This window comes from Pseudomonas sp. Sample_23 (genome assembly GCF_004307595.1).
Taxonomy (GTDB): Bacteria; Pseudomonadota; Gammaproteobacteria; order Pseudomonadales; family Pseudomonadaceae; genus Aquipseudomonas; species Aquipseudomonas atacamensis.
Map to the genome: position 1 here is coordinate 51,975 of NZ_RCNX01000053.1, position 8,308 is coordinate 60,282.

Consider the following 8,308-nt stretch of genomic DNA (forward strand, 5'->3'; position numbering starts at 1 on the left):
TGCTCGCGAATAGCCGCCCGCCCACCGCTCCCGAGGTTGTCAGATGTTCTGCCGCTCACCCTTCGGATCGAAGAACACCGAAGACACGATTTCCGCCTCGATCACGCTGCCATCGGCCAGCGGTGCGAACACCCGCTCGCCCATGCGCTTGAGACCGCCCTTGACCACACCCATGGCAAACGAATAACCGAGGGAGTTGTGCGCGTAGCTGGAGGTCACGTGGCCGACCATGGTCATCGGGATCGCCTGCTTGGTGTTGAACACCAGTTGCGCGCCTTCCGGCAGCCATTTGGTCGGATCGATCGGCTTGAGACCCACCAATTGTTTGCGCTGATCTTTCACGCAATCTTCACGGTTCATGCCGCGCTGGCCGATCCACGAGAACGGTTTGGTGCGACCGACACACCAGCCCATGTTCAGGTCGTCCGGGGTCATCGAGCCGTCGGTGTCCTGGCCGACGATGATGAAGCCCTTCTCCGCCCGCAGCACGTGCATGGTTTCGGTGCCGTACGGCGTCAGGTTGTACTGCTTGCCGGCCTCGACGATTTTCTCCAGCACGCCCATCGCATAATCGGCCTGCACGTTGACTTCGTACGACAGCTCACCGGTGAACGAGATACGGAACACCCGCGCCGGCACATCGCCGACCAGACCTTCTTTCCAGGTCATGAACGGGAACGCTTCGTTGCTCAGATCGATGTCGGTCACGGCGCTGAGCAGCTTGCGGCTGTTCGGCCCGGACAGGGTCATCGTCGCCCAGTGGTCGGTGACCGACGTGAAGTACACCTTCAGGTCCGGCCATTCGGTCTGGTGGTACAGCTCCAGCCACTGCAGTACGCGCGCGGCGCCGCCGGTGGTGGTGGTCATGACGAAATGGTTGTCGGCCAGACACGCGGTCACCCCGTCGTCGAAGACCATGCCGTCTTCCTTGCACATCAGACCGTAGCGAGCCTTGCCCACGTCGAGCTTGGTCCAGGCGTTGGTGTACACGCGGTTGAGGAACTCGCGGGCATCCGGGCCTTGAATGTCGATCTTGCCGAGGGTCGAAGCATCGAGCAGGCCAACGCTGTCGCGCACGGCTTTGCATTCGCGCTTGACCGCCGCGTGCAGGTCTTCACCGTTTTTCGGGAAGTACCATGGACGCTTCCACTGACCGACGTCTTCGAACTCGGCGCCGTTCTTCACATGCCAGGCATGCAGCGCGGTGTAGCGCACCGGTTCGAAAATGTGCCCGCAATGCCGACCGGCCACGGCGCCGAAGGTCACCGGCGTGTAGTTCGGACGGAACATGGTGGTGCCCATCTGCGGGATGGTGACGTTCAGCGAACGGGCGGCAATGGCCAGACCGTTGACGTTGCCGAGCTTGCCCTGATCGGTGCCGAAGCCCAGCGCGGTATAGCGTTTGACGTGCTCGACCGACTCGAAACCTTCGCGGGTCGCCAGTTCGATGCCACCGGCGGTGACATCGTTCTGGAAGTCGACGAATTGCTTCGGTGCACGCGCCGAGCTCTTCTCGTGCGGCACCTGGAACAGCGCCAGGGTCGGCTCTTCGAGACGGCTCAAGGCTTTCGGCAACACGCCTTCAACGGTCTGGAAACCGGCCTCGGCAGCAGCGCGCACGCCACCTTCAAAACCGTCGGCCAGCGAATCGCCCAGCGCGTAGACGCCATTGATGCCACCGACGCACACGCGCTTCTGCGGTGCTTCGCCCGGTACGAAACCAAGAATGTCTTCACGCCACACTGGTTTGCCACCGAGGTGCGAAGCCAGGTGAACCACCGGGCTGTAACCGCCGGAGCTGGCCACCAGGTCGCAGTCGAGCCATTCGCCCGGACTGCTCACGGCGTGGGCCTTTACGTCAATCGCGGCGACGCGTGCAGCGGTCACTCGCTTGCTGCCACGCACTTCAATGACCGCGCTGCCGGTGAGGATGCGAATGCCTTTGGCGCGCGCTTCTTCGACCAATGCACCGCGCGGATTGCTGCGTGCATCAGCGATCGCTACCACTTGCAGACTGGCATCGAGCCAATCCAGAGCGACACGATAGGCGTGATCGTTGTTGGTCGAGAGCACCAGCTTCTTGCCTGGCGCCACGCCATAGCGACGTACGTAAGTCGACACCGCGCCAGCGAGCATGTTGCCCGGCACGTCGTTGTTGCCGTAGACCAGCGGACGCTCGTGGGCGCCGGTCGCCAGCACCACGCGCTTGGCGCGGACACGGTGGATGCGCTGACGCACCTGACCGATCGGCGCGCGGTCACCGAGGTGATCGGTGAGGCGTTCGTGAATAGTCAGGAAGTTGTGGTCGTGGTAACCGTTGACCGTGGCGCGCGGCAACAGCAGCACGTCCGGGGTGTTCTTCAATTCAGCGATGACACTGGCGACCCATTCCATCGCCGGTTTGCCGTCGAGGCTTTCGCGGGAATCAAGCAGGCTGCCGCCGAACTCTTCCTGCTCATCGGCCAGAATCACTCGGGCACCGCTGCGCGCAGCGGCCAGGGCAGCGGCGAGACCGGCCGGGCCGGCACCGACGATCAGCACGTCGCAGTGCTGGTTCATGTAGTCGTAGGTGTCCGGATCGTTCTCGGTCGGCGAACGGCCGAGGCCGGCAGCCTTGCGGATGTACTTCTCGTAAGTCATCCAGAACGATTGCGGGTACATGAAGGTTTTGTAGTAGAAACCCGGCGGCATCAGCTTGCCGCCGACCTTGCCGAGAATCCCCATCATGTCGTTGTTGACGCTCGGCCAGCCATTGGTGCTGGTGGCGACCAGGCCCTGATACAACGCCTGTTGCGTGGCGCGCACGTTGGGAATCTGCGTGGCTTCGGTGGCACCGATCTGCAGCACCGCGTTCGGCTCTTCGGAACCGGCGGCGAAGATGCCGCGAGGGCGCGAATACTTGAAGCTGCGGCCGATGATATCGACGCCGTTGGCAATCAGTGCGGCGGCCAGCGAGTCGCCTTCATAGCCTTTGTAGGTCTGGCCGTTGAAGGTGAAGCTCAGCACTTTGTTGCGGTCGATCCGTCCACCGTTGGACAGGCGATTGGTCTGGCTCATACCTTCTCTCCCAGCGCCGTCGTGGCTGTTTTCGCAGTGCCAGCCTTGTCGGTGAATTGCGGCTTCTCGCCGATCTTGTAGCTCTCGAGAATCTCGTAGGTCACGGTATCGCGAGTGACGTTGAAGTACTGGCGGCAACCGGCAACGTGGTCCCACAACTCGTGGTGCAGACCGCGCGGGTTATCGCGGAAGAACATGTAGTCGCCCCACTCTTCATCGGTGCAGGCGTTCGGATCCAGCGGACGCGGGATGTGCGCCTGACCGGATGCGTGGAATTCCTCTTCAGAGCGCAGTTCGCCGCAGTGAGGACAGAAGATATGCAACATGGGGATTTCTCCTGTTAGTGGGCGACGGCAGCAGCGCCGTGTTCGTCGATGAGCGCGCCGTTGTGGAAACGGTCAATGGAAAACGGTGCGGCCAGCGGGTGCATTTCACCCTTGGCCAGACTCGCGGCAAACACGTTGCCCGAGCCGGGTGTAGCCTTGAAGCCACCGGTGCCCCAACCGCAGTTGAAGAACATGTTCGGTACCGGCGTTTTCGAGATGATCGGGCAGGCGTCCGGGGTGGTGTCGACGATGCCGCCCCACTGGCGGTTCATGCGTACCCGCGAGAGCACCGGGAACATCTCGACGATGGCCTGAATGGTGTGTTCGATCACCGGGTACGAACCACGCTGGCCGTAGCCGTTGTAGCCGTCGATACCGGCGCCGATTACCAGGTCGCCCTTGTCGGACTGGCTGATGTAACCGTGGACGGCGTTGGACATGATCACGCTGTCGATAATCGGTTTGATCGGCTCGGACACCAGCGCTTGCAGCGGGTGGGATTCGATCGGCAGGCGGAAACCGGCAAGCTTGGCCATGTGCCCGGAGTTACCGGCCGTCACCACGCCGACGCGCTTGGCGCCGATGAAACCCTTGTTGGTTTCAACGCCGATGCACACGCCGTTTTCCTTGCGGAAACCGATCACTTCGGTCTGCTGGATCAGGTCCACGCCCAAGGCATCGGCGGCACGGGCGAAGCCCCAGGCCACGGCATCGTGACGGGCGACGCCGCCGCGACGCTGCACGGTCGCGCCCATGATCGGGTAGCGGGTGTTTTTCGAGCAGTCCAGGTACGGAATCTCGTCCGCAACCTGCTTGGCGTCGAGCAATTCGCCGTCGACGCCGTTGAGGCGGTTGGCACTGACCCGACGTTCCGAATCACGGATGTCCTGCAGGGTGTGGCACAGGTTGTAGACGCCACGCTGGGAGAACATCACGTTGTAGTTGAGATCCTGCGACAGGCCTTCCCACAATTTCATCGCGTGTTCGTAGAGGTGCGCCGACTCGTCCCACAGGTAATTGGAGCGCACGATGGTGGTGTTGCGCGCGGTGTTACCGCCGCCCAGCCAGCCTTTCTCGACCACGGCGACATTGGTGATGCCGTGCTCCTTGGCCAGATAGTAGGCCGTCGCCAGGCCGTGCCCGCCGCCGCCGACGATGACCACGTCGTAGACTTTTTTCGGGGTGGGCGTGCGCCACATGCGCTGCCAGTTTTCGTGGTGGCTGAGCGAGTGTTTGAACAGGCCGAAGCCGGAATAGCGTTGCATAGTCATTACTCCAAAACCGACTCAGCGATAAACCGGGAAGTCTGCGCACAGGGCCGAGACCTGCTGGGCGACATTGGCCTCGACATCGGCGTCGCCGAGGTTGTCGAGGATGTCGCAGATCCAGCCGGCGAGGGTTTCGCACTGGCTGACCTTGAAGCCGCGCGTGGTCACCGCCGGGGTGCCGATGCGCAGGCCCGAGGTCACGAACGGCGACTGCGGATCGTTCGGCACGGCATTCTTGTTGACCGTGATGTGCGCACGGCCCAGCGCGGCATCGGCGTCCTTGCCGGTCAGGCCCTGACGGATCAGGCTGACCAGGAACAGATGGTTGTCGGTGCCGCCGGAGACCACATCGTAGCCACGCTTGATGAACACGCTGGCCATCGCCTGGGCGTTGTCGATCACTTGTTGCTGATAGGCCTTGAAGCCAGGCTCCAGCGCTTCCTTGAAGCACACCGCCTTGCCGGCGATGACGTGCATCAGCGGACCGCCCTGGGCGCCGGGGAAAACGGCCGCGTTGAGCTTTTTCTCGATCTCTTCGTTGGACTTGGCCAGGATCAGCCCGCCACGCGGACCGCGCAGGGTTTTGTGCGTGGTGGTGGTGACCACATCGGCGTACGGCAGCGGATTCGGGTACAGGCCCGCAGCGACCAGACCGGCGACGTGAGCCATGTCGACGAACAGCAGCGCGCCGACCTTGTCGGCGATCTGACGGAAGCGCGGGAAGTCCAGAGTTTTCGAGTAAGCAGAGAAACCGGCAACGATCATTTTCGGTTTGCACTCGACGGCCAGACGCTCGACTTCGTCGTAGTCGATCAGTCCGGTGTCGGTGTTGATGCCGTACTGCACAGCGTTGTAGAGCTTGCCCGAGGACGACACTTTCGCGCCGTGGGTCAGGTGACCGCCGTGGGCCAGGCTCATGCCGAGGATGGTGTCACCCGGCTGGATCAGCGCCAGGTACACGGCGCTGTTGGCCGAGGAGCCGGAGTGCGGCTGGACGTTGGCATAGTCGGCACCGAACAGTTGCTTGGCGCGTTCGATGGCCAGCGCTTCGACTTTATCCACATGCTCGCAGCCGCCGTAGTAGCGCTTGCCCGGATAGCCTTCGGCGTATTTGTTGGTCAGGCCGCTGCCTTGCGCCTGCATGACGCGCTTGCTGGTGTAGTTCTCCGACGCGATCAGCTCGATGTGATCTTCCTGACGTTGCTCCTCGGCATTCATCGCCGCCAGCAGTGCATCGTCGTAACCCTGGATCTGGTCTTGCTTGCTGAACATCGCGTCTCTCCCAGCGGCATCTGTGCGCCATTCGTCTCGGTAAGGCACTGGCAATGATGGCAGTGCCCTTTGATGCGATGGTATGACCGGCACAGACAGCTCAAATGCCTGCGGACGCCACGCAAAGGTGCGTTTACGACATGGCTGGAAATGACCTTGTGGGAGCTGGCTTGCCAGCGATGGCGGCGGCACATCTGGCATGGATGGTGGCTGAACCACCGCTATCGCTGGCAAGCCAGCTCCCACAGGGTTAAGCGGCGAGCTGGCGGATAAGTAGCAGCAGGAGGAAATGCGCGGGATACAGGGCATACGCCCAGCGCCGCATCGGTGGAGGCCGGACATGTCGCCCATGTCGCAACAAGAACATTCCGAGCATCGGCGCAAACACACACGTCGCCAGCCCAAGCATCGCCACGCTGTTGCCGAAGCGCGCCGATTCGAGCAGCACCTGCCATTGGTTCGCCGCCAGACACACCAGCCCCGGCAACAGGCTGAACCAGGGTCGGCGGAACACCAGCAGCATCGCCAATGGCAACAATACGCCGAAGAAACCGAACATCAGTCGTTCTGAAAAAACCGCCGCAACCACCAGCGCGGCCAGCGCGAGCAACCGAGGCACCGACGCTGAATCCTGCCAGCCACGCGCCACCAGCAAGCCCAGCGCCAGCGTCGGCATCACGTTGAACGTGTCAGGGTCGGGGATATAAAAGCGATAAGGGACTTCGCTGATGGCGCTGAACAGCAACAGCCAGCCCAGATAGCGCCATTCCATTTTGCGCGAACCGTCCCGTGCCAGATTCGCCGCCATTGCCAGGCAAAACCACGGAAACGCCAGGCGACCTGGCACATACAGCCAATCGGCGGAGAAGCCGACATATCGCAGGTGATCGAGCAACATGCTCAGCAACGCCAGCCACTTCAGCAGATCCAGGGCACCGTCGCGTTGGCTCAGGTGCATAATCGGCCCATAAACTGGTAATTTTCCCCACCCGACATCGCATGTGCTCCCCGGAAGATCTTCGGTAAAGTGCGCATCCTCATTGACCACGAGCCTTCACAAGAGTCTCGATTACGGAAGCCGGCCATGACCGACAAGAGCCAACAATTCGCCAGCGACAACTATTCCGGTATCTGCCCGGAAGCCTGGGCTGCCATGGAACAGGCCAACCACGGCCACCAGCGCGCTTATGGCGACGATGAATGGACCGCCCGCGCGGCCGATCATTTCCGCAAACTGTTCGAAACCGACTGCGAAGTGTTCTTCGCCTTCAACGGCACCGCCGCCAACTCGCTGGCCCTGTCGTCGCTGTGCCAGAGTTACCACAGCGTGATCTGCTCGGAAACCGCCCACGTCGAAACCGACGAATGCGGCGCTCCGGAATTCTTCTCCAACGGCTCGAAGCTGCTGATCGCCGGCACTGAAAACGGCAAGATGAGCCCGCAATCGATCCGCGAAGTCGCGCTCAAGCGTCAGGACATCCACTACCCAAAACCGCGCGTGGTAACCCTGACTCAAGCCACCGAAGTCGGCAGCGTCTACACCCCGGAAGAAGTCCGCGCCATCAGCGCAACCTGCAAGGAACTGGGCCTGCACCTGCACATGGACGGCGCACGGTTCTCCAACGCCTGCGCATTCCTCGGCTGCTCGCCCGCCGACCTGACCTGGAAAGCCGGCGTCGACGTGCTGTGTTTCGGCGGCACCAAGAACGGCATGGCGGTGGGTGAAGCGATCCTGTTCTTCAACCACAAACTGGCCGAAGACTTCGACTACCGCTGCAAGCAGGCCGGGCAACTGGCGTCGAAGATGCGCTTTTTGTCGGCACCGTGGGTCGGCATTCTGGAAAACGACGCCTGGCTCAAATACGCCCGCCACGCCAACCACTGCGCGCAACTGCTGGCAGAACTGGTCAGCGACATCCCCGGCGTCGAACTGATGTTCCCGGTGCAGGCCAACGGCGTGTTCCTGCAACTGTCCGAGCCGGCCATCGCTGCGTTGACTGCAAAGAACTGGCGCTTCTACACCTTCATCGGCAAGGGCGGCGCACGTTTCATGTGCTCCTGGGACACCGAAGAAGAACGCGTACGCGAACTGGCGCGCGATATTCGCGAGGTCATGTCGGCCTGATCCCGCCCATGATCATTCCCACGCGCAGCAAAGGAATGTCTCCCGGGACGCTCCGCGTTCCAGCTTCACCCTTGGCGACAGGCTGAAAACCGCTATGACGCGGAGCGTCAGTGGCTGCATTCCCACGCAGAGCGTGGGAACGATCTTTATCTCCACATCTGCCCACCCTGGAGGCGTTCCCACGCTCCGCGTGGGAACGCCTCCAGGGACGCTCCGCGTTCCAGCTTCACCCTTGGCGACAGGCTGAAAACCGCTATGAC

At 62.2% G+C, this 8,308-nt stretch carries 6 protein-coding genes; 1 reads left to right on the forward strand and 5 read right to left on the reverse strand.

Annotated elements, in window-relative coordinates; translation table 11 throughout:
- Nucleotides 1–39: 39 nt before the first annotated feature.
- The 5 genes from D8U82_RS14705 to D8U82_RS14725 all read right to left on the reverse strand — a co-directional run bounded on the left by D8U82_RS14705 (nt 40) and on the right by D8U82_RS14725 (nt 6,881).
- Nucleotides 40–3,057: a sarcosine oxidase subunit alpha gene (locus tag D8U82_RS14705; RefSeq protein WP_130902423.1), complete on the reverse strand. Its 3,018-nt coding sequence runs from the start codon at nt 3,055–3,057 to the stop codon at nt 40–42.
- The gene (locus D8U82_RS14710; protein WP_016772830.1) at nt 3,054–3,383 is read right to left on the reverse strand and encodes a sarcosine oxidase subunit delta; all 330 of its coding nucleotides are present in this window, start codon (nt 3,381–3,383) and stop codon (nt 3,054–3,056) included. The genes D8U82_RS14705 and D8U82_RS14710 overlap by 4 nt, the downstream gene beginning before the upstream one ends.
- A 14-nt stretch (nt 3,384–3,397) precedes the next feature.
- On the reverse strand, nt 3,398–4,648 hold the full coding sequence (locus D8U82_RS14715; protein WP_016772829.1) for a sarcosine oxidase subunit beta: 1,251 nt from the start codon (nt 4,646–4,648) through the stop codon (nt 3,398–3,400).
- A 21-nt stretch (nt 4,649–4,669) separates the two neighbouring features.
- Complete coding sequence (glyA, locus tag D8U82_RS14720) at nt 4,670–5,923, reverse strand: serine hydroxymethyltransferase (protein ID WP_024014589.1); 1,254 nt, start codon at nt 5,921–5,923, stop codon at nt 4,670–4,672.
- A 250-nt stretch (nt 5,924–6,173) separates the two neighbouring features.
- Complete coding sequence (locus D8U82_RS14725) at nt 6,174–6,881, reverse strand: TraX family protein (RefSeq protein ID WP_130902424.1); 708 nt, start codon at nt 6,879–6,881, stop codon at nt 6,174–6,176.
- A 126-nt stretch (nt 6,882–7,007) separates the two neighbouring features.
- Here D8U82_RS14725 and D8U82_RS14730 point away from each other — a divergent pair, with 126 nt between their 5' ends.
- Nucleotides 7,008–8,048 carry a low specificity L-threonine aldolase gene (locus D8U82_RS14730; protein WP_130902425.1) on the forward strand — a complete coding sequence of 347 codons (1,041 nt, stop codon included), beginning with the start codon at nt 7,008–7,010 and terminating at the stop codon, nt 8,046–8,048.
- The last annotated feature ends 260 nt before the right edge of the window (nt 8,049–8,308 follow it).